The sequence below is a fragment of the Sodalis sp. RH15 genome (genome assembly GCF_047324255.1).
Classification (GTDB): Bacteria; Pseudomonadota; Gammaproteobacteria; order Enterobacterales; family Enterobacteriaceae; genus Acerihabitans; species Acerihabitans ligni.
Genome location: NZ_CP178738.1, coordinates 2,394,031 through 2,419,317 on the forward strand (window position 1 = coordinate 2,394,031; position 25,287 = coordinate 2,419,317).

General features: G+C 58.6%; 21 protein-coding genes. 13 read left to right on the forward strand and 8 right to left on the reverse strand.

Going from position 1 to position 25,287, the window contains the following annotated elements; all coding sequences use genetic code 11:
- Positions 1 to 103: 103 nt before the first annotated feature.
- The 3 genes from ssuB to ACL2XO_RS11215 are packed head-to-tail and all read right to left on the reverse strand — an operon-like array spanning position 104 to position 2,663.
- Positions 104 to 898, reverse strand: a complete 795-nt coding sequence (gene ssuB / locus ACL2XO_RS11205; protein WP_132922330.1) for an aliphatic sulfonates ABC transporter ATP-binding protein — start codon at positions 896 to 898, stop codon at positions 104 to 106.
- On the reverse strand, positions 895 to 1,686 hold the full coding sequence (gene ssuC, locus ACL2XO_RS11210; protein WP_413742715.1) for an aliphatic sulfonate ABC transporter permease SsuC: 792 nt from the start codon (positions 1,684 to 1,686) through the stop codon (positions 895 to 897). The genes ssuB and ssuC overlap by 4 nt, the downstream gene beginning before the upstream one ends.
- A 38-nt stretch (positions 1,687 to 1,724) precedes the next feature.
- Positions 1,725 to 2,663, reverse strand: coding sequence for a sulfonate ABC transporter substrate-binding protein (locus tag ACL2XO_RS11215; RefSeq protein WP_413742716.1), 939 nt, complete (start codon positions 2,661 to 2,663; stop codon positions 1,725 to 1,727).
- Positions 2,664 to 3,052: 389 nt separating this feature from the next.
- Here ACL2XO_RS11215 and ACL2XO_RS11220 point away from each other — a divergent pair, with 389 nt between their 5' ends.
- The 5 genes from ACL2XO_RS11220 to ACL2XO_RS11240 all read left to right on the forward strand — a co-directional run bounded on the left by ACL2XO_RS11220 (position 3,053) and on the right by ACL2XO_RS11240 (position 10,347).
- Positions 3,053 to 4,024 carry an aliphatic sulfonate ABC transporter substrate-binding protein gene (locus ACL2XO_RS11220; RefSeq protein WP_413742717.1) on the forward strand — a complete coding sequence of 324 codons (972 nt, stop codon included), beginning with the start codon at positions 3,053 to 3,055 and terminating at the stop codon, positions 4,022 to 4,024.
- On the forward strand, positions 4,021 to 5,475 hold the full coding sequence (sauS, locus tag ACL2XO_RS11225) for an acylating sulfoacetaldehyde dehydrogenase (protein WP_413742718.1): 1,455 nt from the start codon (positions 4,021 to 4,023) through the stop codon (positions 5,473 to 5,475). The genes ACL2XO_RS11220 and sauS overlap by 4 nt, the downstream gene beginning before the upstream one ends.
- Entirely contained in the window at positions 5,472 to 7,244 is a 1,773-nt protein-coding gene (locus ACL2XO_RS11230) for a class I adenylate-forming enzyme family protein (protein ID WP_413742719.1), read from the forward strand. The genes sauS and ACL2XO_RS11230 overlap by 4 nt, the downstream gene beginning before the upstream one ends.
- Before the next feature lie 59 nt (positions 7,245 to 7,303).
- On the forward strand, positions 7,304 to 8,596 hold the full coding sequence (locus ACL2XO_RS11235) for a rhodanese-like domain-containing protein (protein ID WP_413742720.1): 1,293 nt from the start codon (positions 7,304 to 7,306) through the stop codon (positions 8,594 to 8,596).
- Between the two features lie 638 nt (positions 8,597 to 9,234).
- The gene (locus tag ACL2XO_RS11240) at positions 9,235 to 10,347 is read left to right on the forward strand and encodes a GGDEF domain-containing protein (protein ID WP_132922324.1); all 1,113 of its coding nucleotides are present in this window, start codon (positions 9,235 to 9,237) and stop codon (positions 10,345 to 10,347) included.
- A gap of 10 nt (positions 10,348 to 10,357) precedes the next feature.
- Here the strand turns inward: ACL2XO_RS11240 and ACL2XO_RS11245 are convergent, their stop codons facing one another.
- Complete coding sequence (locus tag ACL2XO_RS11245) at positions 10,358 to 12,352, reverse strand: LTA synthase family protein (RefSeq protein ID WP_413742721.1); 1,995 nt, start codon at positions 12,350 to 12,352, stop codon at positions 10,358 to 10,360.
- Between the two features lie 532 nt (positions 12,353 to 12,884).
- Between ACL2XO_RS11245 and ACL2XO_RS11250 the strand changes: the two genes are divergently transcribed.
- A complete protein-coding gene (locus ACL2XO_RS11250) occupies positions 12,885 to 13,580 on the forward strand; it encodes an alpha/beta fold hydrolase (RefSeq protein ID WP_413742722.1) in 696 nt (231 codons plus the stop codon).
- Positions 13,581 to 13,700: 120 nt separating this feature from the next.
- On the opposite strand, the gene ACL2XO_RS11255 is transcribed toward ACL2XO_RS11250, so the two are convergent.
- Entirely contained in the window at positions 13,701 to 14,717 is a 1,017-nt protein-coding gene (locus ACL2XO_RS11255; RefSeq protein ID WP_413723954.1) for a zinc-dependent alcohol dehydrogenase family protein, read from the reverse strand.
- A gap of 301 nt (positions 14,718 to 15,018) precedes the next feature.
- Between ACL2XO_RS11255 and ACL2XO_RS11260 the strand changes: the two genes are divergently transcribed.
- Positions 15,019 to 16,431, forward strand: coding sequence for an MFS transporter (locus ACL2XO_RS11260; protein ID WP_413742723.1), 1,413 nt, complete (start codon positions 15,019 to 15,021; stop codon positions 16,429 to 16,431).
- Between the two features lie 91 nt (positions 16,432 to 16,522).
- Here ACL2XO_RS11260 and ACL2XO_RS11265 read toward each other — a convergent pair whose 3' ends face one another.
- A complete protein-coding gene (locus tag ACL2XO_RS11265) occupies positions 16,523 to 17,488 on the reverse strand; it encodes a YhfZ family protein (RefSeq protein ID WP_413742724.1) in 966 nt (321 codons plus the stop codon).
- Positions 17,472 to 18,806: an MFS transporter gene (locus tag ACL2XO_RS11270; RefSeq protein WP_413742725.1), complete on the reverse strand. Its 1,335-nt coding sequence runs from the start codon at positions 18,804 to 18,806 to the stop codon at positions 17,472 to 17,474. The genes ACL2XO_RS11265 and ACL2XO_RS11270 overlap by 17 nt, the downstream gene beginning before the upstream one ends.
- A gap of 131 nt (positions 18,807 to 18,937) precedes the next feature.
- Between ACL2XO_RS11270 and ACL2XO_RS11275 the strand changes: the two genes are divergently transcribed.
- From ACL2XO_RS11275 to ACL2XO_RS11295, 5 genes are read left to right on the forward strand one after another with little or no spacing between them, the layout of a single operon-like run.
- Positions 18,938 to 20,389 carry an FAD-binding oxidoreductase gene (locus ACL2XO_RS11275; protein WP_413742726.1) on the forward strand — a complete coding sequence of 484 codons (1,452 nt, stop codon included), beginning with the start codon at positions 18,938 to 18,940 and terminating at the stop codon, positions 20,387 to 20,389.
- A complete protein-coding gene (gene pdxA, locus ACL2XO_RS11280) occupies positions 20,386 to 21,390 on the forward strand; it encodes a 4-hydroxythreonine-4-phosphate dehydrogenase PdxA (RefSeq protein WP_413723959.1) in 1,005 nt (334 codons plus the stop codon). The genes ACL2XO_RS11275 and pdxA overlap by 4 nt, the downstream gene beginning before the upstream one ends.
- 18 nt (positions 21,391 to 21,408) lie before the next feature.
- Positions 21,409 to 22,602, forward strand: coding sequence for a four-carbon acid sugar kinase family protein (locus ACL2XO_RS11285; protein WP_413723960.1), 1,194 nt, complete (start codon positions 21,409 to 21,411; stop codon positions 22,600 to 22,602).
- Positions 22,603 to 22,632: 30 nt separating this feature from the next.
- Positions 22,633 to 23,406 (forward strand): SDR family NAD(P)-dependent oxidoreductase, encoded by a 774-nt coding sequence (locus ACL2XO_RS11290; RefSeq protein WP_413723961.1) that lies wholly within the window; start codon positions 22,633 to 22,635, stop codon positions 23,404 to 23,406.
- 24 nt (positions 23,407 to 23,430) lie between these two features.
- Entirely contained in the window at positions 23,431 to 24,336 is a 906-nt protein-coding gene (locus ACL2XO_RS11295) for an NAD(P)-dependent oxidoreductase (RefSeq protein WP_413723962.1), read from the forward strand.
- Here ACL2XO_RS11295 and ACL2XO_RS11300 read toward each other — a convergent pair.
- Positions 24,331 to 24,498, reverse strand: coding sequence for a helix-turn-helix domain-containing protein (locus ACL2XO_RS11300; protein ID WP_413742727.1), 168 nt, complete (start codon positions 24,496 to 24,498; stop codon positions 24,331 to 24,333). The two genes, ACL2XO_RS11295 and ACL2XO_RS11300, sit on opposite strands and share 6 nt — an antisense overlap.
- Before the next feature lie 164 nt (positions 24,499 to 24,662).
- Here ACL2XO_RS11300 and ACL2XO_RS11305 point away from each other — a divergent pair, with 164 nt between their 5' ends.
- Positions 24,663 to 25,079, forward strand: a complete 417-nt coding sequence (locus ACL2XO_RS11305; RefSeq protein ID WP_413742728.1) for a hypothetical protein — start codon at positions 24,663 to 24,665, stop codon at positions 25,077 to 25,079.
- Positions 25,080 to 25,287: the final 208 nt, after the last annotated feature.

Sequence of the window (25,287 nt, forward strand, 5' to 3'; positions counted from 1 at the left end):
TCCGCGTTGCAGTAACGCCGCTTGCAGCGGCCTTAAAAGGGCGAGGCTTACGGATGAGCCGAGTAACACAGCCAACACGCCTGCAGCTTGAAAGATGACGGGTCTATTGATTGGAACTCCCGGAGCGCAGCGTGCCGTCGCCTTGCGCGCCCTGGACGCCGCTGGAAAAGATGCGTTCCAGGATTTCACTTTCCAATGCCGCCTGCCGGGCCTGCCCGTGGCTGCGGGGACGCGGCAAATCGATGGCGATATCCAGGCCGATATGCCCCTGCTCCAGCAGGATGACCCGATCCGCCAGGGTCACCGCTTCATGCACATCGTGGGTCACCAGCAACAGGGTAAAACCCTGTTCTTGCCACAGGGTCTCAATCAGGCGCTGCATCTCGATACGGGTTAACGCATCAAGCGCCCCCAGGGGTTCATCCAGCAGCAGCAGGCGCGGACGGTGAATCAATGCCCGCGCCAGCGCCACCCGCTGCTTCTGCCCGCCGGACAGGGTGGAAGGCCAGTCGCCGGCCCGCCCGGCCAATCCGACGGTGTCAAGAGCGGCCAGGGCGCGCTCGCGTGCGTCCTTGCCCAGGCCGAGGCCCACGTTATCCACCACCTTTTTCCAGGGTAGTAGCCTGTCGTCCTGGAACATCAGCCGTATATCGTTTTGTCTGGCGCGCAGCGGGGTATTGCCGGACGAGAGGGAGCCGCGGTCCGGCCTGTCAAGACCGGCCAGCAGGCGCAACAGAGTGCTTTTGCCGCAGCCGCTGCGCCCGACGATGGCCACGCACTGTCCGGCGGGGATGGCGAGATCCACATTCCCCAGCACCCGGTGGCCATGGAAAGACTTCTCCAATTGGCGCAATGCCAGGGGGATGCCGCGGTTAACCGGGTAGACATTGACGCTCATGCCGTTGCCCTCGTCTTCTGGTAAGCCGGATGCCAGCGCAGCCAGACGCGCTCCAGCGCCCGGGCGGCGCTGTCCGCCGCCTTGCCGAGGATGGCGTATAAAATAATGGCCACCACCACCACGTCGGTTTGCAGAAATTCACGGGCATTCATGGCCAGATAGCCGATGCCCGAATTGGCGGAGATGGTTTCCGCCACAATCAGCGTCAGCCACATGAATCCCAGCGCGAAACGGACTCCCACCAGTATGGAAGGGAGGGCCCCGGGCAAAATAACCTGATAAAACAGCGAAAATCCCGACAGCCCGTAATTTCGGGCCATTTCCACCAGGCCGGCGTCCACGTTGCGCACGCCGTGGTAGGTATTGAGGTAAATGGGGAACAGCGTGCCGAGGGCCACCAGGAAAATCTTTGCCGATTCATCAATGCCGAACCACAAAATCACCAGCGGGATCAGCGCCAGATGCGGTACGTTGCGGATCATCTGCACCGTGCTGTCCAGCAGCAGCGCCCCCCAGCGGGACAGGCCGGTGATAAAGCCCAGCAGCAGTCCGATGGAGCCGCCGATGGCGAATCCCACCGCGGCGCGCCAACTGCTGATGGCCAGATGCTGCCATAGCTCGCCGCTGTAGATTAACCGCCAGGCCGCGGTGATAACCGCGCTCGGCGCCGGCAGGATCCGGCTGGACAGCCAGCCGGCGCTCACCGCCAACTGCCAGGATGCCATCAACAGCACCGGCAACAGCCAGGGCGCCAGACGTTCGGAAAACTCGAGGGAAATGCGTTTCATCCCGTGCTCCTGTAAAGTGCGCATCGGATGGTCCGCCGCTACTGTGCCGGCGGCGTCCAGACGGCCTGTGAGACATTCAGGCTTTGCGGAATCAATTTCAACCGGGTGAACGTATCCGCAATACGCTGCTGGCCGGCGGTCACCTCCGGGGTGATAAATGCCGCCTGATAATGCTGCCGCTCCACCGCGATGCGGGTGATGTCCTCCGGCAGCCCCAGCAGGGGCGCCACCTGGCGGGTCACCGCCGCGGGGTCTTCGACGGCCTTTTTATCCACCAGCCGGATTTGCCCGACAAGCTCGGTAATCACCCGTGGATGGGCCGTGGCGAAATCCCGGGTGGCGAGGTAGAACTGATAGTTATTCACGATGCCCTGGCCGTTTCGCAGGGTACGCGCCTGCAGCTGTTGCTCGGCGGCGGCGGCGAACGGATCCCAAATCACCCAGGCATCCACGCTTCCCTGGATAAAGGCCGCGCGCGCGTCGGCGGGGGAGAGATAGACCGGGGTAATATCGCCGTAGCTCAGGCCGGCTTCCTGCAGCGCCCGCACCAGCAGGTAATGCACGTTCGAGCCTTTATTCAGCGCGACTTTTTTACCTTTTAAATCCCCCACCTTGCGCAGGGCGGACTCTTTCGGCACCAAAATGGCTTCCGCGGTCGGCGAGGCCGGTTCATTGGCGATATATACCAGATTGGCCCCGGCGGCCTGCGCGAATACCGGCGGCGTTTCGCCGGTGAAACCAAAATCGATGGAGCCGACGTTCAATCCTTCCAGCAATTGCGGGCCGCCGGGAAACTCCGTCCATTTCACCTTCACGCCCTGCGAGGCCAGGCTTTTTTCCAGCGTTCCTTCCCCCTTCAGCAATACCAGGGTGGTGCCGGATTTCTGATAGCCGATACGCAGGGTATCGGCGGCGCAGGCACCGGCCGAAACGGCCAATGAAAGCAATAATGCAATACCGCCGCGCAGATTCATCATTTCTTTCCATCTTCAATTACTGAAAAGAAAATCCTAACAGCGCGGGAAATTGTTCGGTAAATGTTATTTTCAGCTTTGAATAGATATTATTTTGCTAAAAGAAAAATCACATTAATAAATGCCGAACCTCTGTTAATAACCGGTATGAAAATATTCCAATAAAGAAATGTTGTTATATGGATGTTTATCTTAAAGGACTTTTGTGTTGATGAAAGGCCGGATTTGCGGCGGCGGGGAGCGTTTTTCCCCATGGCGAAAGCCTGCCGGCAAGGCCGGCGACCGGACCTGGGATTAAGGGATAAAATAGACTATCTAAAGCTGATTATATACTTTGACAGTGCCGGGCAAGTCTTGGAGCTTACTATTACCTATTCTTGTCGGATACCGTTATGTCTCGCTTTACGTTTACCATGCGCCGTCTTATTTTTATCGCCGTTCCTTTATTGGCTTTATTAATTCAATTCAATGCACGGGCGGAAACCGCTCTGCGTATCGGTTATCAAAAATCCTCCACCTTGCTGACCCTGGTAAAATTGCAGGGCACGCTGGAAAAAGAGCTGGCTCCCCGGGGAATAAAGGTCAGCTGGTATGAGTTTTCCAGCGGACTGCCGCTGCTGGAGGCCCTGAATATCGGTAATGTGGATGTCTCCGCCGATGTGGCGGATACCGTGCCGGTCTTTGCCCAGGCGGCCGGCGCCGACTTGACCTATTTTGCCCGCGAAGAGCCCTCGCCGGATGCCCAGGCAATCCTGGTGCCGCAAAATTCACCGCTGAAAACCCTGGAGGATTTGAAAGGCAAACGCATCGCGGTAACCAAAGCGGCGGGTAGTCATTACTTGCTCATCGTTGCCCTGGCGAAAGCCCACCTGACGTTCCATGATATCACCCCGGCTTACCTGACCCCGGCGGACGGCCTGGCGGCGTTTGAAACCGGCCAGGTGGACGCCTGGGTAACCTGGGAACCCTTTGTCGCCGCCGCCGAGCGCCGGCAGCATGCCCGCGTTCTGGCGCCGGGGCAGGGACTGGCCAGCTATCAGCGCTATTATCTGGCGTCCGCTTCCTTTGCGCGGCAGCATCCCGAAATTCTGGATCTGATTTACCGGCAGCTGGAACAAACCGGCGCCTGGGTCAAGTCCCATCCCGCCGACGCGGCGAAATTGCTGGGACCATTGTGGGGCAATCTGGATGTAGCCACCGTGGAACAGGCCAATGCCCATCGCACCTATCAGGTCAAGCCGGTGACCCTTGAGAGCCTCGGCGAGCAGCAGCGCATCGCCGACGCGTTTTTTGCCGCGGGATTATTGCCTAAACATATTAATGCCCAGGCGGTGCCGGTCTGGCAGCCGGCCGCCGCGAAATGAGTCCGGCGACGCCTTCGCCGGCCCCGCTCGCACCGGACGGGGAGGAAACGGCGCCGGCCCGGCTTGTTCACGCCCTGGTGGTGCGGGCGCGGGAGGCGCAGCGGCAGATAGACGGCTACAGCCAGGAGCAAATCGATTTGGTGGTGAGCGCCCTGGGCTGGGCGGTGATCAATCCCGCGAATAATCGGGCCTTGGCGACCCTGGCGGTAGAGGATACCGGCCTGGGCAATGTCGAGGATAAGGTCAGCAAAAATCATCGCAAGACGCTGGGTCTGCTGCGGGATCTGCACGGTAAAAAAACCGTCGGCGTGATAGGCGGGGATCCGCGGCGCGGGATCGTCGACATTGCGCGGCCGGTGGGGGTGGTGGCCGCCGTGACGCCCTCCACCAACCCGGTGGCTACGGTCATCAATAACATCATCAACGCCGTCAAATGCCGCAACGCCGTTATCGTGGCGCCATCGCCGAAAGGGGCGGCCAGCTGCGCCCGGTTGCTGGAGTTGATCTATCCCGAGCTGGATGTCCTGCGGGTTCCCCGCGACCTGGTGCAAATGCTGCCTGCCCCTGTCCGCCGCGAGCAAACGCAGTTGCTGATGGGTGCGGCGGATCTGGTTATCGTTACCGGTTCCCAGGCCAATGTCCGGGCCGCGACGCAGAGCGGTACGCCCACCTTCGGCGTCGGCGTCGGCAACGTAGCCGCCATTATCAGCGAATCGGCGGATTTAACCGCGGCCGCCCGCAAGATAGCGGATTCGAAAACCTTTGATAACGCCACCAGCTGTTCCGCGGAAAACAGCGTTATCATCCCGTCCGGCCGCTACCGGCCGATGCTGGACGCTCTGGTGGAGCAGGGCGGCGTGGTATTGACGGCGGAGGAAAAAGCCCGGCTGCAGCGCGTCCTTTGGCCAGACGGCGGCGGCAAGCTGGCGCGGGATCGGGTGGGCCATTCCGCGCAGTTCCTGGCTGAAGCGGCCGGATTATCGCGAGCGGCCTGCCAAAGCGCCCGTTTTTTCATCGTCGAGGAAGAGGGGGTGGGCGAACGCTTTCCCTTTTCCGGTGAAAAGCTCTCGCCGGTTTTAACCGCCTACCGGGCGGATGATTTTCATCAGGCATGCGACCGGGTCAGGGCGCTTTATGCCTGGCAAGGAGCCGGGCACTCCGTCGGCCTGCACGGCACCGATCCGGCGGAGGCGCTGACGGCGGGACTCACCCTGCCGGTGAGCCGCGTTATCGTCAATCAAGCCCACAGTTTTGCCGCCGGCGGCAATTTTGATAACGGATTGCCCTTTACCCTGACCCTGGGCTGCGGCACCTGGGGTAAAAATCATTTCTCCGACAATCTGAATTACCGGCATTTTTATAATAAGGTCCGTATCTCGCGCCCTATAGAGGAAGATATTCCCTCGCTGGATATGCTGTTCGGCGATTATCTGCGCAGGAAGGGATCGTGAAGGGCAGCGGCGAAGCAACGCTGAACGGCACCCAGGCGGAGTACGCAGCGCCGGACGACACCGGCGCCCAAGCAAAGGGAGCAACGCGGGACGACACCGGCGCCCAAGCAGAGTACGCAGCGCCGGACGATACAGGCGCCCAAGCAGCGGTAGACGCCGCCGACTCGCTGCCGGCGGTGCTGGCCCGGCATCTGCGCGAGGGCGCCGATCGGGTTTTCCTGATTTGTCCGGAGACCGGGCGCACCCTCACCTTCGCCCAGCTGGCCCTGGCCGCCCGGCGCCAGGGCCAGTGGTTACTGGCCGCCGGCCACCGGCCCGGTGATCATATCGCTCTGCTGCTGCCCGGCGGCTTTGACACCGTGGCGCTTTGTCTGTCATGCATGCTGACGGGCTACGTGCCGGTGCCCCTTAACTTGCTGGCTGCCGACACGGCCCTGGCGTGGATTATCACCCATTGCGGCGCTAAAACCGTCATCACCAGCCGGGAGTACGCTCCCCGCCTGCGGGGGGTGCTGGACAGCCTGCCGCCGGCGGGACGTCCCTTGATGGCGATCCGCGAACGGGATTTGCCGACGGGCGGCGCGAATCGTCCGGAGCCGGAGGATTTTCCATCCCGGACGGGGGATAACCCGTTCATACCTATACCGTCCGCGACGGACGAAGCGGCCATCTACACACCGCACCCCGCCGACGATCCGGCCGCCTGCGGGCAGCCGCTGTCCGCCCGAAGTCCGGCACTGCTGATTTATACCTCGGGCACCACCGGCCTGCCCAAAGGGGTCGTCATGACCCACGGCAATATGCTGGCCGCGGCGGAACGCATCGCTCGCTGGCATCGGCTTACGCCGCAAGATCGCCTGCTGTGCGCGTTGCCCCTTTATCACATCAACGGCCAGGTCATCGGGACGCTGGTTCCCTTTGTCAGCGGCGGCAGTCTGGTGGCGCCGCGGCGTTTTTCCGTCTCCCGCTGGTGGGGCATGGTGGAACGTTATCGCTGCACCTGGCTCAACCTGGTGCCCACCATGATAGCCTTTCTTTTGCACGACGCTTCCGACGGCGACGCCCGCTATCCCTGGGTCAAATTCGCCCGATCCGCCTCCGCGCCGCTGCCGCCCGCCCGGCACCGGCAATTCGAGCAGCGCTTCGGCATAGCGGTCATCGAAGGCATGGGTATGACGGAGTCGGGGTCGCTGGCGTTCTGCAATCCCCATACCGGCCGGGTCTATGGCAGCGTCGGCTTGCCCTGCGGCATCGAGACCGCCATTGCCGGTCCCGGCGGAGAGCGGCTGGCGGATAATTGCGGTGGCGAAATTATCCTGCGGGGCCCCAACATCATGGCCGGCTATCATCTGGACAGCGCACAAACCGCGGCGGCCATTGATGCCGGCGGCTGGCTGCATACCGGCGATCTGGGCTATCGCGACGAGCGCGGATTCTATTTTATTACCGGGCGGATGAAAGAGATCATCATCAAGGGCGGAGAAAATATCGCTCCGCGGGAAATCGACGAGGCGCTGGCGGATTTCCCCGGTCTACGTGAAGCGGCTGCTTTTGCGATACCCGATGCCGATTACGGCCAAAATATCGCCGCGGCGCTGGTATTGCAGACCGGCATGGCTTTGGATGAGGCCGCGTTGCGGGCATGGTGCCTGGAGCGGCTGGGGAGTTTCAAAGCGCCGGTGCGTTTTTATCTCGTTACGGCATTGCCCCGGGGCGGTTCGGGCAAAGTGCAGCGATTAGCGCTCTGCGCCAGGTTCGCCGAGGGCTGACGGAGCCCGGTCGCTACTGGTATTGATCTGATTTGGGACTGATTTGGGAGTATAGCCATATGACCGACTCGTTTTTCCCCCGCCGGCAGGCGGACGATATCCGCCTGGCCTTGCTGAACCGGCATGAAGTGGCGCTGGTGGACGTACGCGAGGAAGCGTCTTACGCCGAAGGGCATCCCTTGTTTGCCGCCAATATCCCCTTGTCACGGCTGGAGGATGAGGTCCTGGCGCGGATTCCCCGGCGCACCGTCCCCGTGACCCTGTATGATAACGGCGAGGGGCTGGCGGCTATCGCCGCGCGCCGGCTGCTGGCGCTGGGTTACCGGGATGTGGCTTTGCTGGCGGACGGACTGGCCGGCTGGACGGCGGCGGGCGGCGAACTGTTTATCGACGTCAATTCGCCCAGCAAAGCGTTTGGCGAACTGGTGGCCCACTGCCGCCAGACGCCGTTTTTGGCGGCGGAAGAGCTAAAGCGGCTGCTGGACGCCGCCGGGGATATAGCGGTGCTGGACGTACGGCGTTTTGATGAATACCAGACCATGAACATCCCCGGCGGCATCAGCGTACCGGGGGCGGAGCTGGTATTGCGGGTCCGGGATCTGGTGCCGTCGCCCGCCACCCGCATTATCGTCAACTGCGCCGGACGTACCCGCGGTATTATCGGCGCCCAGTCGCTGATTAACGCCGGTATTCCCAACCCGGTGGCGGCATTGCGCAACGGCACCATCGGCTGGATGCTGGCCGGGCTGCCGCTGGAGCGCTCGCAGCGGCGCCGCTACCCCGCCGCGAGCGAAACGGCGCGCCGGGCGGCGGCCGTCGCCGCAAGGGAGGTGGCGGATCGGGCCGGCGTGAAACGCCTGGACGCAGGCGAACTGCAGCGCTGGCTGACAGAGCCGGATCGCACCACCTATGTCTTTGACGTCAGGCAGCCGGAAGAGTATGCCGCCGGTCATTTCCCGGCGGCCCGTCCGGTCCCCGGCGGACAGCTGGTGCAGGAGACCGATCACTACGCCAGCGTACGCGGGGCGCGTATTGTCCTGACGGACGGCGAGGGCGGGACGCGTGCCGATATGACCGCCTCCTGGCTGGCGCAAATGGGTTGGCAGGTTTGGGTGCTTGACAAAGAGCACGCCGATGTTGCCGTGTCCGGCTCCTGGGCCGCGCCGGTGGCGGAACCGTCGCCGGACGACGCGGCATTCCAATCGCAGCGTCCTTTGCCCCGGCGCTATCGCCGTCCCTATGAAGGCACCGGTAATTCCCCCCGGGCCATGCAGGATTATATCACCTGGGAACTGGGACTGGTGGCGCAGCTGGAGCGGGACGGTAGCCATGGATTTTTTGTGCTGAAATAAAAAGAATAAAATTTTGCTTATTTCTTTTAGTAGGCGATATTATCTTTCCGGATAAATAAGGATATTCATCTGGAAAGAAAAACCGCTGCCAAATGGTTAAATCATTTAATCCATACTCTATTGGAATGATGTTATTTTAGCTAAAACGGATCGGTGGTCTCGAATTTCTGCTGAATAAAGGAAACCAGCAATGAAAATTCTCTGACCCTCCTCTCGAATTATCGCTATTTCCCTCATCGGCTATAAAGATTTTCACAAAAAATTGACCCATTTTATTGTCCGATTTATTTGTGATAAATACGCATTTAATGCTATTTAGGGACAAAATGGCTGACAAAACCGGTTAAAAAGCCGCCCATTGTCTTTTATGATCGTTTAGAACCATAGTTAGGTTAAAACTGATAGATTTTATCAATCAGTTGGGCTTTTATAAGTGAAATAAACGATTAGCTTAATCAATATCTGTAGTGTTTACTTCATAAAAATATATATCACTTTTCCCCTACCTCCAGCATGTGCTTAATGAGAATCAACCTTATTAAAATGTTATTCATGGCAGGTGAGTATTAAATAATAACCGATCAAAATCGATAATAGAATATTGCTGAATTGTTATTATTTAATTAAGGTGCGCAGGAATGGGAATTTTGACACTGGGTGTTTCTGTCTATGTTACCGCCTGTATTATTTATGCCACGTTATCTTTAGCCTATTTTTTTCTCAGCCAGCATAAAGCTTTTTCTTGTGATTCCTCTTGTCAAAAACGCGTTTTTTTCGGTTTGGCGGGGGGCGGCATTTCCCTTTGCTTTTTGCTTGGGAACGCTATCTTGCCCCAGACGGCGCTGGGGGGATTCGCCGCGCTGCCCGTTATTCTCACCACGATTCTCGGCGGCTGGCTCAGCGGGCTCATCGCCTTGATTATTACCTTGGCAAGCCACGGCGTCGCGTTATCCGATAAGTTTGCCATCGGGCTGGTGTTCCTTATCCTTTTTGCCGGTAAAATATGGCGTAAAAGACCCATCATCATCGCCTTGGCCATTGTATTTGTTATTCTTGCCTGCCGGTTAGGTTCAATGCTCCTGCTCGATCCCACGCGATTTTACACCAATATCCGCCTGGTCTATCCGCAGATGGTCTATCCGTTAATGGAGTGCCTGTGCTTTTTCATCACCTATTTCGCCCTGGTGGTAAAAAAAGAGTATGTGGAAGCCAGTATTTCCATGAAAGACTTTGCCATGATAGACAGCGTCACCAGCCTCAATAACCGTAAGAGAATCGACCAGGAAATTATCAAGCTGTCGTCTGAAACCCAGTCATTCGGCGTCGGGCTTATCGATCTGGACGATTTTAAACAGGTGAACGATCGCTACGGCCACCTGATTGGCGATCGGTTGCTGTTTGAAACAGCTGAAATTTTCCGCAGTACCACCCGCAGCAGGGATTTTATCGGCCGCTACGGCGGCGAGGAATTCCTCATATTTGTCCGCAATGCGGATCCGTTGACGGTGTATCAGGTTTGCCAGCGAATTCGCGCGGCCGTCGCCAATACGCTATTTCTGGCCAATTCGCCGCAGCCGTTCAAGCTCACCGTCTCTATCGGGGTCGGTATGTATCATGCCGGCGATGACCTGATGACCTGCATCCATCAGGCCGATATCGCCCTATATCAGGCCAAGCGGCGGGGTAAAAATACCGTGGTGATGGCCAATGGCGCCCATCGTTTTAACACTGTCCAGTTCTGGGAGGATTAACGAAGCCGGTTCAGCCGGAAAATCCTTTTATCCTGGCATTCAGCTGCCAGCGGAGCAGCGCGGGATAGGCGGTAAAACGCTGCATCCGCGATGTATCCACCGACCCGGCGGCGGGCTGTAACGTCAGGCCGCCGTCCGGGGTCCAGGGATAAAACGCCGGCCGTCCGGTGAGGGGATAGACGCCCCGATCGTCAACCCACAGGTCAACGTTATAACCGAAGGCCCGGCTGCCGTCGTCCACCGGCGCCAGCATATTCCTGCCCCCCAGCGCCTGGTAAGGGGTGTCCGACAGGGAATAGGCATAGAGGGTCGGCATAATGTCTTTGTGGGAACCGATGCGGGACGGGTCGTAGCGCCAGGGGCTGTTGTCCAGGATGATTTTGGGTATGTAGAGATAAAACGGCACGGCGCGATCCAGGAACTGTTCCCGCGGATTAAACGCTTTCAGCCGCCGCATTTGATGATCGCCGGCGGCGGCAATGAGGGTATTATCCCCGAGGGGGGAGTCTTTTATCGTCGCGATAAACTCGCCCAGTGAGTCGGTGCCGTACTGATAGGTCCGCAGAATATTTTCCTGCGCCTGCCGGGGAACTTCGGCATGGGCCATCATTTGGGCCGATGCGTACACCGGCTTGGGATGATAGTGCGGGGGAACGATATACGGCGGATGATTGGTCACGGTCAATATAGCGATAAATGTCGGCTGCGTGGCCTGGGCCAATAATTTGGCCGCCAGGCGGAAGGCATAATCATCCGGTACGCCCCAGTCCGTGACCTCTTGCCTGGATTCGGGATACAGCGATTCCAGGGTTTCCTGGCCGAAAACCCGATCCACTCCCTGGAAAGGCAGATAATTGCCCAGATTGCGCCACATCAAACTGCCCGAGGTAATAAAAATCACGTTATAGCCGGCTTTTTTGTAAACGGCGAACGGCGTATCTGCCAACGGTACCCGCTGGGCCGAAGAGTGGCTGATATTCTGTACCGGACTGTGAAAAAACAGCGCCGCTAAAGAGGGGGCGGTGCCGTTGCCTTCCGAAACAAAACGGCGAAAGACGAAATCGTCGGCAAAAGGCTTGCGCAGCGCGCCGAGTAAATCATTGTCCGGCATATGGTCAAAAACGAGCATATTACTGCCCATGCTCTCCATCAGGGCCATTACCACATTGGGTCTGTGATCCCTCAGCCAGGGATTGTCTGGGGTACGGGCATCCAGGGAATTCAAGCCGGACTGCCGTAATAAAACCGCGCCGGCCCGGCGGGAAACCGGCGTGAACTTCACATCCAGGTTATGATCCCCCACGGCCCAGGACAGGGCGATTAAACCGTTGGGTGTCATCTTATTCAGGGCGGTAATGGTGGAGATCTGGGAGTCATTGCGGCGCAGCGGGAACGTCGCCAGACTGCCGCGCGCCATGGCGGCGAACAGCAGCAAGGTCAGGAACAGATAAAGGGCAAACAGGCCCACCGGCCAGCGGGAGGCGTCCCGCCGGCGGCGCGGCGTTAAATAATGCCGGGTCAGGACGGTATCAAAAGCGGTGATCGCCGCGGCCGCAAACAGCGCCGAGAGGATGGGGTAGTCCTGCCAGATACTTTTCAATACGGCGCTGGATTCGTCATCCACCAGGCCGAAGGCAAAAATATCAATAAAGTCATGATAGGTCTGGTAATAGTAATAATTAACGATGGATACCATGATGACCACGAACGCCACCAGGCCTAAATAGATTCGCGCGCAGCGCGCCAGCCACCGCCAGCCCTTTTCCCGGGCGGCAATCAGCAGACCCAGCACCAGGCACGGAGAGAGAAGAATGGCCGTCACACGCAGATCAAAACGTATGCCTGTCAGCCACATATGTTCAATGGCCGCGGCATGTCCGCTGATTTGCCGCGGATCGATAAAAATGTGGAACATAAAATAACGCGCACCCGCCAGCAATAAGGTGAGTACGCCAATCTGGCACCACAGGGCGCTTAACAGGGCGCGGATTCTCAGTTGATACATTTACTTCTCTATTATTAATACTTATTGATTAATGAATATTTGTAATTATTTGCTTGCTACATTTTTTCAAATGGAACTTCCACCGAACGTCAACGGGGTGGGGATAGAGACGGGGTTTTTTGCCAAAATGTGCCATAGGCACATCCGGTCCATAGCCCGCGGCGGGATGTGACAACGGCGCCGGGCTGCTTTTGGGCGCCGCCGGGTTCGGCGCAAAAACCTTTCCATGGCTATAGAGTCTTTGCCGGCGGGGAATTTGACTTCCCCTGCGGCGGGGAAGAGCGGGCGGCCGGCACCGGTTTGTTTCTTGTGTTGAAACAGGGAATTATCAACAAGGCAGTGATTGCAATTCGGCCCGGGCCGGGCGAGTGCCGATAGCGGCGCGGGCTCCAGGGCGTTCTTGACAGAAAAAAGGCAGTACGCCAGCTTTAGGTTATTCGCCGGGGCAGCGCCTGACGCCTTCCCGCAACTCGACATTTATCGGGCGTGGCAGTAATCACTTTCATCACGCTGCTGATTGAGGAGACCGCAAATGGCTACATTCATAAAAAATGTTGTTCTGGTTCATGGCGCCTTTGCCGACGGATCGAGCTGGGCCAAGGTCATTCCCCGGCTGACCGCACGGGGAATCAAGGCCGTCGCGGTGCAAAACCCCCTGAGTTCGCTGGTGGATGACGTGGAAGCCACGGTGCGGGTGATAGAAATGCAGGAGGGTCCGGTTCTGCTCGCCGGCCATTCCTGGGGCGGCGGGGTGATTACCGAAGCGGGCAATCACCCCCAGGTGGCGGGACTGGTGTATATTGCCGCCGGCACTCCTGATAGCGGCAAAAGCTTCAATGACTGGTGGGATGACTATCCGCCGATGCCCGGCGTCGCCGAAATCGAGCCTTATGGCGAGGACTATGTTGCGATGACGCGGGAAGGAGTGCGGAAATATTTTGCCGGCGATCTTCCCGAGCAGGAAGCCGACGTCGTTTACGCCACCCAGGGACCCCTTGCCGTCCGGTGCTTTGACGATCTCATCACTACCGCCGCCTGGCGTGCCAAACCCTCATGGTATGTCATCGGCGAGAACGATCAAACCATTCCCCCCAAGGTTCAGCGCGACTCGGCGCAAAAGCTGGGGGCAAAGACCCTCAGCCTGCCCACCAGCCACGTGCCGATGCTGTCCCGGCCCGACGCCGTCGCCGATTTTATCGCCGAGGCGGCAAGCTCGATGGTGTTTTGACTTCATGCCTCCGGCGGGCTTGAAAACGGCTATTCTCCGCCGCCCTCAATGCTCCCCGAACCGAGCCGGGAATACCGACGATCCTGAAAGCGGTATTGCCCGGCAATGACGCTTAACCCATCAGGCCGGGCCCGATATGACCACTTTGCCCAGATGTTTGCCGCTTAACAGATAATCATAGGCGGCACGGGCCTCTTCAAACGGGAATACCGTATCAATGATCGGATGCAGGGCCCATTGCTCCAGGGCTCGGTTCATTTGTTCGAACATATCCCGGCTGCCGGTTGAAATCCCCGTCAGCGTCAAGCGCTTTTGCAGGATCGGGGCGGGATTGATGGTACCCGGTCCCGCCAGCACCCCGATAACCACCACCCGGCCGTGCATGGCGGTGGCCTGGAGGGAGCGTTCCAGCGTACCGGGGCCGCCGGTCTCGATAACACGGTCAACCCCGATTCCCCCGGTGGCGGCCAGCACCTCATGCTGCCATTCGCCATGGGCGGCATAGTTAATCACCGTATCGGCCCCCAGGGCGCGCAATTTGGCGGCTTTTTCTTCGCTTGAGGTGGTGGCGATAACGTTGGCCCCCAGGCGTTTGGCCATTTGCAACGCAAAAACGGACACCCCGCCCGACCCCAGGATCAGTATCGTCTGGCCCGGCAGCAGAGGGGTTCCGTCATGCAATGCGCGCCAGGCGGTGACGGCGGCGCAGGGCAGGGTAGCTCCCTCCTCGTAGGAGAGATGTGCCGGCAGTTTTACGATGCCCTCTTCATACAGCACCACCTGCTGCGCCAGCACCCCGTCCCGGTTGCCGCCGAGATCGGCCGGCACGGCGCGCAGCGGCATCGGTCCGCCCTGCCAATTCTGGCGGAAAATGCCGGCTACCCGATCGCCGACGGCAAAGCCCCGCACCTGGTGGCCGACGGCGATGATATCGCCGGCGCCGTCGGAGAGGGGAATGATGCCGGGCTGGATCTGCCCGACGCCATATTGATTGCGGGCAATGGCGATATCCCGGTAGTTGAGCGATGTGGCGCGGATACGAATCGATACCTCATGGGCGCCGGCGGTCGGCGCTTCTTCTTCACACATTTCCAGCCCGTCGAAGCTGGTCAATGTTTTCAAACGGTACAGTTTCATGTTCATCCTCTCCCTTGATGGTGGTGGATGGTGCCTTTTGGCTGAAGGCGCTGGGCCATCAAACAAGATAGACATGATGGAAAATTATTATCTTGGCAAAAGATGTTTTGTATCATATTGAAAAGATTCATGGCTTGTGATGACACGGCCGTTAAGGCTGGACTGAAGGATTATATGAGTAAATTTATTTGCACAGTATTTTATGCTGAATTTTTTCTATAACAAACAAATATAGAGAGATAATTCCAGTGAAGAGCCATTATTATGAAACATTATTTTTAATGTTGTGGCAGGGTTAATAATGAGTGACGCGTACGCCCCCCATGCCGGGATAGCGGCCCCATTAACGATATATGAAGAGGATTTATCGGTCCGCATCGATGCGTTGCCCGCGTCGGCCGGTCTGTGGCGCTTTATCATACTGCTGGCCCTGGGCGGCTTTTTTGAGCTCTACGATCTGTTTCAAACCGGCTATATCAGCGGCGGGCTGGTGGCCGAAGGCATTTTTCACGTCGGCGGGCAGGGGGTATTCGGCGTATCCGATCAGGCGGCCTTTGCCTCGGCCACCTTTCTCGGTCTGTTTATCGGCGCCAGCCTGCTCAGCCCCTATGCCGACAGATTCGGCCGCCGGCTGACCTTTATGTTCGCCCTGGCCTGGTACGGCCTGTTCTCATTATGCCTGGCCTTTCAGCATCAGGCTGAGTGGATCATTTTCCTGCGCTTTCTGGTGGGGGTGGGCCTGGGCATCGAGCTGGTGACCATCGATACCTACCTGGCGGAATGGACGCCCGCCGGTCTTCGCACCAAGGCGTTCGCCTTCTCGTTTTTCATTCAGTTTCTCTCGGTACCGGCGGTGGCGTTAATGTCCTGGTGGCTGGTGCCGCAAACCATTCTCGGCCTTACCGGCTGGCGTTATGTGGTTATCGCCGGCGCCGTGGCGTCGCTGATTATCTGGCTGGTGCGCAAGAAGCTGCCGGAATCGCCGCGCTGGCTTATTCAACAGCGGCGCTACCGGGAAGCGCGCCAGGTGATGATGGACATGGAAAGGCGCTGCGGCATTACCGCCGCCGCTGATTTTCCGTTGCGGGATCGGGAACCGGCAACGGCGAAGGTCGGCACCTTCAGGGATATCTGGGCGGCTCTCTATCGCAGCCGCACCCTGATGCTGTCGGTGATGAATTTTTTCCAGGCCATCGGCTTTTTTGGTTTCGGCAACTGGCTGCCGGCCTTGCTGGCGGGCCGGGGAACCACCATTACCCACAGTTTGCTGTATGCCTTTTTCATTACCCTGGCGTATCCCCTGGGTTCCCTGCTGTGCAGCCGGTATGCCGACAAAATGGAGAACAAATGGCAAATCGTTTTATCCTGCCTGGTGACGGTGATTTTCGGTTCGCTGTTCGCGGTGCAGAATAATCCGCTGCTGCTTATTCTGTGCGGCTTTCTGGTTACCTGGTCCAACGCCTGGCTGACCTACAGCTACCACTCCTACCAGTCGGAGGTTTTTCCCACCTTTATCCGCGCCCGCGCCGTGGGGTTCTGCTACTCCTTCAGCCGGCTGTCGACGGTGTTCAGCAGTATCATTATCGGACTGCTGCTGCAGCATACCGGGGTAACGGGGGTTATCATCTTTATCGTTATCAGCATGCTGATTGTCATGGGGGTTATCGCCATCTTCGGCCCGAAAACCCGCGGCCTGGATTTGGAAGATATCTGAGGCGCATCGGGCCTGCCGGGATGTGTTTTTCGCGTTTGCAGACTGACATCCCGTCCCCGCCATGCGCTTTGTCAACAGGCCTCGCTGCCCGCTAATAGGTGGGCAGCCTTTTCCCGTCGATAACCTCCCGCTGGATTATCTCCACCTGGCCGATGTTGATTTCATCCAGCACCGCGCGGGTCGCCGTATTGCCCTTATCAATCACCAGCGAGGCGGAAAACATCTCGTTGGTCAATAGCGCCATGGCCGAAGGGGACAACGGCCAGGTCACCAGTTCCTGGTGATGAAGGGAGAGGCCGAACGCCGAGTGATGCCAAACGGCCACATCGCAGGCACCGCTTATCAGGGCGGAGGGGATATGGGCGTAGGTGACATCCACGTATTCGCTGTCCGGAAATTCCAGCTGCGTCAGCATGGCATGATCGATGGACAGGCGATCGATGCCGACCCGCAAGGCTTTGGGCAATTGACTGCGGGGGGCGCGCGCCACGACGATGACCGAGCCGGCGGCGTAATAGCTGCCGGCGGAGTAGGTGGTATGGATGAAAAACGAGGGTTTGGCGGCGATAATCTTTTTGGCCGCATGGGTGGACATTACCGCTACGTTGGATAACGAGTCGCTCAGGGCTTTTGATCGCTGGGTGGAACCATGGCCGAAAATAAAGGAAGAGGGAATATTGTAATGGTCCAGGGCCACGCGCAGGCCGGTGGCCAAGCCCTGGAACTCCCAGCTCAGGGGCAGCGGCATGATAACCGACAGCGGATGGAATCCCGCCCTGGACCACAAGCCGCCCAGGTTTTTCTCCACGATAAATGTGCCCTGCCGCTGTTTGGATGTCAGGACCACCAGATTGTCGCTTTGCAATTCCTGCAGCGCTTTCTGGATGGTGCCGGCTCCCACGCCGATGGACACGCGCAATTCTCCTACATTGGGCAAACGCTCGCCGATTTTTCTTTCCAGAATGGTCCGGGCGACCATTTCAGTCGCCCGTTGTTGCGGGGATTCCACATCGCCTTTAATCCGGGGCGATGTCAGAGGTTCAGCTTTTAGATTCATTTCTTTTTAGATACACCTCTATTTTTCGTTCTCGACCGAAAAACGACACCAGGATACAGCCCAACAGGCAGATCCCGGCTGCGGTAAAGAAAACCAGCGTCCAGTTTCCCGTGCGATCGATGATTTCACCCGCCACCACCGGTGAAATGATCCCCGACAGGTTGGCGATGGCGTGGACATATCCCATGACCCCTCCCAGACGCCGACTGGGCACAATGTCGCCTATGATAGCAAAATATTGTGCCCCGGTAATGTAAAGGGAGAAGACCACCCCCGACATCAACAGTACCGCGCTCAGCGTGGTGGCGACGTAGGTGATGAATGCGAACTGTATGGCGGTTGCCACCAGGCCTATGACGATGACCGCCGATCTGGCCCCGATGGGCTTGCCGGTACGGCGCGCCAGTATGTCGGAGACAAATCCGCCGCTGGCGAAACCAATCACGCCGAACACCCAGGGCAGAGAGCCGGCGAACGCCAGGCCCTTCAGATCGACGCCGCGCACCTCGGACAAATAGACGGGAAACCAGGTTAAAAAGGTGAACAGCACCCAGCCGTAACCGAAAAACGCGACGGCGGTGGCAAGCAGCACCGGCATGCGGCAATAAAATCCGAGGGAAGGTTCTCCCTTGTCGTCCGCAGAGAGGATGGGCTGGGTCAGCTTTTCCCGCTGCAGATCGATATCCCTCTGCGTGGCCCAGGGATGCAGATCGGGACGATCCCGCACCACGGCAAACCAGGCGATGGCGATAAAAATACCGATAATCCCCAGGACGACAAATGACCAGCGCCAGTCGGCGATACCGATCAGCGCCACCACCAGCGGCGTGCCGATAGCGCCGCCAAGGGGCGTTGCGCCCTGGGCCAGACCCATGGCGGTGGACATTTGCCGCTGGGGAAACCAGTTGTGCATGGTTTTGGTGGAAACCGCCCCTTGTGGCCCTTCACCGAAACCAAACAGGAAACGAATGATAAACATGAGGACAAAGCTGCCGCCCAGAGCGGTCAGACCGGTGAACAGCGACCACCAGGCCACCGCGATGCCCATGACCGTGCGGGGGCCATATTTATCCGACAGCCAGCCGCCGATAAAGCAGAACGGGGAGTAGCTGAAAAAGAAGGCGCTGGCAATCAAGCCGAACTGGGTACCGCTGAGGCCCAGATCCTTGATGATATGGGGACCGGCCACGCCGAGAGCGGCGCGATCGGCATAGTTAAGCACCAGCACCAGCGCGGTCATACCTAAAATGATCCAGCGTAGCGTGGCTTTGTTTTGCGATGGCGGCTTGACTTTATTATCTGCGGTCTCGATTGACATAGCATTGTCACCTTGGTTGATTTCACGTTTGACGATCTGATATAAACAATATACAGTAATCTGTAAATACAAAACACGCTCCGCCTAACTTATGTCAATTGTTTGAAGCCACCCACAAATTAAGGACGCTTATGAACAGTCAAGCCGCCGTCAAAACCGATACGGACTCCCTTATTAACGCGCTGCGCAAGCATGCCCCCCGGTGCGTTATCGATAGCAGCCTTGAAACCCGAAAAGCCCGGGCGCATGACCGCTGGCCCATTGCGGCAAAGTGGTCCGAAGAAGAAATGAATAACCATATTCCGCTGGCGGTGGTGCGGGTCGGCTTTGCCCGGGATGTCTCGCAGGTGCTGACGTTCGCCGGCGCGCATCATATCCCGGTGGTGCCTTTCGGCGCCGGTTCCGGGGTAGTGGGGGGCGTGGTAAATCAGCGCGGTTATCTCTGTATCGATCTGTCCGGCCTCAACGGCAAGCCCGAACTGGACGCGGAAAACGGCGAAGTCACCGTGCCTTCGGGAGTTTTGGGCGGTGACCTGGAAAAGATACTCAACGAGGCGGGCCGGCGTCTGCCCCATTATCCGCAGTCCCTGGCGCTGGCAAGCATCGGCGGCCTGGTGGCCACTCGTTCTTCAGGCACTTTCAGCAGTAAATACGGCAACATCGAGAATTTTGTCACGTCGCTGGAAGTGGTGCTGCCCGACGGCGCCATTATTCATACCCAGCGCTCGCCGCGCTCCTCCACCGGTCCTTCCGTCGCCCAGATGTTCGTCGGCAGTGAAGGAACGCTGGGCATTATTACCGCCGTCACCCTGCGTACCCTGCCGCTGGCAACGTCCCAACTGTTCCGCGGCGTGGCTTTCGAGGGCGTCGGCCACGGGCTGAACGCGGTGCGTCAAGTGCTGGACAGCGGTTTGATGCCGGCGGTTATCCGGCTTTATGATGAAAAGGAAGCGGTGCATATATTTGAAAAAAGCGGTATCGAGCCCGCTCACCGGACATTATTGGTGCTGGCCTTCGACGGTAATCCGGCGGTGGCCGCCGCCGAGCAGGCCGAGTCATTGAAAATCACCGCCGCCCTCGGCGGTGAAGATCTGGGATCGACGCCAGGAGAAATCTGGGAAAAAACCCGCTATGACGCCGGCTGGCTGGATCGCGGCAACGCCGGGGAGTTTGATTTTGCCGACGCCATCGAAATCGCCGCCGGCTGGCATACGCTGGAAGCCCTGCACGATAAGGTGCTGAATGCCATATCCCCTTACGCCGACAACGCGTTTGCCCATTATTCCCATTTCTACAGCAACGGCGGCGCCATCTACTTTATCTTTTTCATTGTCGGTAAAAACAAACAGGACGCGGAGAGCCGCTTCAACCAGGTCTGGGACATCACCATGCGCACGGTGCTGGAGCATGGCGGCTCCATCAGCCATCACCATGGCGTGGGGGAAGCGCGTAAGCATTGGATGGTGCGCGAACATGGCGACAGCCTGCGGGTACTGGCTAAGCTTAAACAGGCACTGGATCCCCGGGCAATACTCTCCCCGGGCAAAATGGGATTCGATGAACAACCGGAGGCGGGAAAATGAAGACCATCAAGCCCATTGCCATTACCGTCGGCGATCCGGCGGGCACCGGTCCCGAGTTAAGCCTCAAGGTGGCCTCTACCGAACTGCTGATGCCCCGGACTCCCGTCGTGCTTATCGGTTCAGCAGGACTGCTGCGGCGGGTGGCGGATCATATCGGACTGGAGGTGGAAATCCTTACCGTCGAACGGGCTGAGGAGGCCAAACGCCAGCCCGGCGTGGTCTGGGTAATGGATGTCCCCCTCGACTACCAGGACGTGGTCCCCTGCCGCATCAGCAAAATCTGCGGCCAGGCATCGGTGGATGCCATTCGGCTGAGCACCGGGCTGGCGCTGGCGGGGGAGGTGAGCGCCATCTGTTCCGCGCCGGCCAATAAAGAGGCCTTTCATCTGGCGGGGCACAAATTCGAGGGGCAAACCGAAATTTTCGCCCACCTCACCAACACGACCGCCTTTCATACCATTATGATCGGCGGTCCGCTGCGCGTCAGCCTGGTGAGCGCCCATTGCTCGCTGCTGGAAGCGGTGGCGCGGGTCAAGCAGCCGCGTATCGAACGTATCATGGGGGAACTGCACACCTCATTGCGGCAGGAATTCGGCTTACCCAATCCGCGCATCGGCGTGGCGGGCCTTAATCCCCATGCCGGAGAAAACGGCGTGCTGGGTATGGAAGAAATCGAGCACATCAAACCCGCCCTGGACGCCTGCCGACGCAAAGGCATGAACGTCAGCGATCCGCTGGCGGCCGACAGCCTGTTTTACGCGGCGGAGCAGGGCGCTTACGACGCCATCCTGGCCATGTATCACGATCAGGGCACTATCCCCCTGAAGCGGTTCGGCTATGTGACCTATGCCGTCGGGCTGCCGATTATCCGCACCACCGCCGGCCACGGCACGGCCTTTGATATCGCCTGGCAGGGCATCGCCAAACCGGAACTGCTGTCCCGGGCGGTGAGACAGGCCGAAGAACTGGCCATGACCAAAGCCCGGCTTCAGCACGGATGAGCCGGTAAGGGAGAGAATATGCTAGGTATCGTGGCCGACGATCTCACCGGCGGCGCCGCTATCGCGGGGGAAATCGCCCGCCCCGGCAAACCGGTGCCCGTACTGCGCCTGCAAACTGACGGACGCGTCGAATTACGGACGCTGGTGCTGGAAACCGGCAGCCGCTATATGCCGGTGGCGCAGGCGGAGCAGCGCGTCGTGTCGGCGGTTCAGCAGCTGAGGCAGGCGGGTTTTACCTTGCTGATGAAAAAGATCGACAGCACCCTGAAGGGCAACGTCGCCGCTGAGCTGGCGGCATTCGCCAAAGCCGTCGGCGAACGGCTGATGATCGTACCGGCCTGTCCGGCCATGCATATCCACGTTCGGGCCGGCTATCAGTGGAAATCCGGCCGACAGGGTATCGATATCGTCGCCTTGGTGGGGCAAGCGCTGGGCTGGGCCCCTTTATCCCTGCCGCTGGATGTGGTGCGCGGCGGCGCGGCGGCCGTCAGCGCCTGGCTGCGCGCTAATGACTGTCCGGTGATTATCGCCGATACCGAGACGCAAAATGATATCCGGCAGATAGTCGGCGGCGCCGGGAGCGCCGGTATCAACGCCTATGCCGGCGTCTACGGCTTGGGCCGGGCGCTGGTCGGGCTGGCGGGCAAGCCGGATATGCAGCCTCCCGGCGAGGCGTCCCGGCTGGTGGTCTTGGTGGGGTCCACCGCCTCCGCCACGGTGGCGCAGGTGGATTATCTTATTGAGCAAGGGGCCGTCAATATCGCGGTACGGGTATCTTCTCTCATCGGCGACGACGGCGAACGGGAACTGAGCCGGATACGCAGGGAAATCGCCAGCGCCACCGCGCCTGTCGTATTGGTGCATACCGACGCAAAAAGCACTGCGGATAGTGTGAGCCGGTTTTGCCAGGATCGGGGCTGGAGCGACCGGGATCTGGCGCAAGCCCTGGCGGCGCCCTTTGCCGAAGCGGTGCGTGGCTTGCCGGGGGCGGGCATCATGATAGTCGGCGGTGAAACCACCGGGGCGTTATTCGACATGCTGGCATGGCGCGGTTTGCTGGTGACCGGCGAATTTGCCGATTCGGTGCCCATCGCCGCGCCGCCGGACGCTGCGTATCCTTTTATTTTAACCAAACCCGGCGCGTTCGGTACCGTCTCGGTGCTGCAGGACGCGGCGCAAAAGATGCTGGGAGCCCGCTGTGGCCGGCAATGAGTCTCGGCAAAATCATATTTAGGAGGACCGATGCGGTATTTTCCGGGGTTTCGTCTTGATAATAAAATCGCCGTCGTCACCGGCGCCAGCAAAGGACTGGGGGAGACCATCGCCCATTCGCTGGCGGAATCCGGCGCGACGGTGGCCATTGTCGCCCGCGACAAAGCGCTGCTGGAGCAGGTTGCCCGCACCGCCAAAGAGGAGTATGGCGGCAGGATGTTCCCGTTTCAGGCCGATCTTATCGATACGCACGGCTTTGACCGGTTGGTTTCCCGCATCGAAGACGAGGTGGGCGCCATCGATATCCTGGTGAACAACGCCGGGACCAATATCCAGCAATCCGCCACCGACGTTGACGAGCAGACCTGGGATTACCTGCTCGACCTGAATTTGAAATCGGTGTTTTTTTTAAGCCAGGCGGTGGGCAGGCGGATGCTGGACGCCAGGCGTCCTGGCCGGATCATTAATATCGCCTCGCAAATCGGCGAGGTGGGTTTTTACAAGCGTTCCGCCTACGCCGCCAGTAAAGGCGGGCTGGTGCATATGTCCAAGGTCATGGCCATTGAGTGGGCGGAGCAGGGCATCAGGGTCAACTGCGTCGGACCGACCTTTGTGGATACGCCTTTGCTGAAGATAGCCTTTCAGGACCGGGAGATAGCGGATGAAGTGATGCGGCGTATCCCTATAAAGCGCCTGGGCCTCGCATCGGAAGTCGCGACGGCGGTGGTGTATCTGGCCTCGGAAGGCGCCGATCTGGTTACCGGCCATCATTTATTGGTGGACGGCGGCTGGACGGCGCAATAGTGACGGCATGACGGAGAAAACACGATGAATATCGGCATGATTGGTTTGGGGCAGATGGGCTGGAACCTGGCGAAAAATTTGTCCGTCGCCGGCTACTCCGTGGCGGGCTTTGATCCGCGACCGGATAGCCGGCAGCGAATGGCGCAGATTAATGTCCAGGCGGCGGACTCGCCGGCGAGCCTGGCCGCCGGCACCGACGCCGCGGTGCTGATGGTCCTTAATAGCGAACAGGCCGAGTCGGCGGTCTGGGGGGTGAATGGTTTTGCCGCCGGGGCGGCCATAGACAAGACGCTGATTATCATGAGCAGCCTTTCACCGGTATTTGTCAGGGCGCTGGCCGCGCGTGCCGAGGGCAGGTTTCGGGTGCTGGACGCGCCGGTGAGCGGCGGAGTGGAAGGCGCGCGGGCCGCCACGCTGACCATTATGGCATCCGGTCCGGCGGATTTGCAGCAGGCCATGATGCCGGTGCTGCGGGCGATGGGTAAAAACGTAATTAACGTCGGCCACGAGGCGGGACTGGGGGCGACGATGAAGACCATCAATCAGGCCATGCTGTTCGCCGCCCTCGCGTCCGCCTCGGAAATGGTGGTGGCCGGCGTCAAGGCGGGGCTGGATCCGGATACCATTATCAAGGTGATCAGTATCAGCAGCGGCGGTAGCTGGGCGCTGGAACACCGGGTGCCTCTGGCGTGGCAAACCGACTATGTCAGCGGGGCTACCCTTGCCATCGCGGCGAAGGATATGCGTTCAGCGACGGAACTGGCGGATTCCCTGGGCACATCGGCAACTATTGCCCGCGAGGTGCGAAGGCTGGTGGATATCGGCATGGCGCGGCATCAGGGGGAGGGGGACGATCCGCTGATGGTGGAGATTATCGAACAGTTAAGCGATTTTTATATCAAGTCCCGTTCTGGGGCGGTCTCCCTATAACACGGCCGTTGCAGGGTCGGTGATTGCGGGCCTGCCGAGCCATGGGGCGCTCGGGCAGGCGGTAAAACCTATTCTTTCATGCACCAGCACCGCAAGCAGCCGGTGAGTAGTGCTTTTAGACATCTCCAGCACGTCGCTGCTGGAATCCCAAATCCAGCGCACCAAGTTTGTAAGGCGTTTGCGTTACGTTGAGGTTGTACAGGTTAATATAATATTAACTTTGCAATTAATGCTCTGTTTTTAATGGATTTTTTCAGGAAAAAGGCATTAATGAAAGAATATAATTAACACGAAAATCATAACCATAAAAAGGAAACCTGGGGAATATGTTGTCTAACGTGAACGCCTCTAGTCTTATCTTCTCAATAAAGTCAATAGATAAAATTTCATATGCCGAGCTTTGGGAGTTAGCTAGGTCCGACACTAACTCTACATTCACAAAATTCAGGCATTCCTTCATCGCGGCGGGCAATCCGCCTGATCGGAATAATGGGAAAATAGTGTCCTTCAACAGCACGGTGTCTGAACAGGCAATAAATGATCCTTGCGCTTTCCATAAAAATATTGAGGCGAGAATTAAAGAAAAAGAAGCGATTCTTGAAAGCAACAAGATGGAAAATATTGAGCATTGCGTCAGGAAATTGATGTTATCCGAATTCAAAAACAGAGATGATGCAACGATAAATGTTGTGAAACTGCATCTCGATGAATATTACCAATTGAAAAATAACAAAACGGTCTGAAGATTAATGGCTCCATGAGAGCCATTGCTATGACCAACGGCAAGCTTCCCTGTCTGAGTGACCGAAACCTCATTTGGCGAAGGCCGTGCGTGCCGGCGGCAAACCGATAACCCGGCCTGGCGGGGGGTAGGGCACGCCGTATTCTTCAGGCCAATTGTTACCGTTGTAATACAAAGTCATTAGCCTTTCTGCCAGCGTAATGTTATAT